We start from the raw sequence: 280 nt of genomic DNA, 5'->3' as shown, positions 1-280 counted from the left end.
CGCCGACAGCGCCACCGCTCGGCCGGAAACGTGGATCAGCACCGCAATCGAGCGCGTGTTCCTCGATCTGCATGATCGCGGTTACGCGCATTCGGTCGAATGCTGGGACGGCGACCGGCTGGTCGGCGGCCTCTACGGGCTGGCGCTGGGGCGCGCGTTCTTCGGGGAGAGCATGGTCAGCCGCGCGACCGACGCGTCGAAGGTCGCGCTCGCGTGGCTGATCGCCCGCCTGCGCGTCGGCGGGTTTACCCTGCTCGACTGCCAGTTCCAGACCTCGCAC

Annotated in this window: 1 protein-coding gene; it reads left to right on the top strand. The window is 69.6% G+C overall.

Features of this window, described 5'->3' with window-relative positions; genetic code table 11:
• Positions 1-280 (top strand): leucyl/phenylalanyl-tRNA--protein transferase (locus AC0IYH_RS31165; protein ID WP_471838066.1); only part of this gene is annotated, 280 nt, incomplete at both ends.

This window comes from Pseudomonas sp. AC463 (assembly GCF_979253585.1).
Note: the sequence above shows the minus strand (reverse complement) of the source record. Positions and strands in the feature narration are given on the sequence as shown.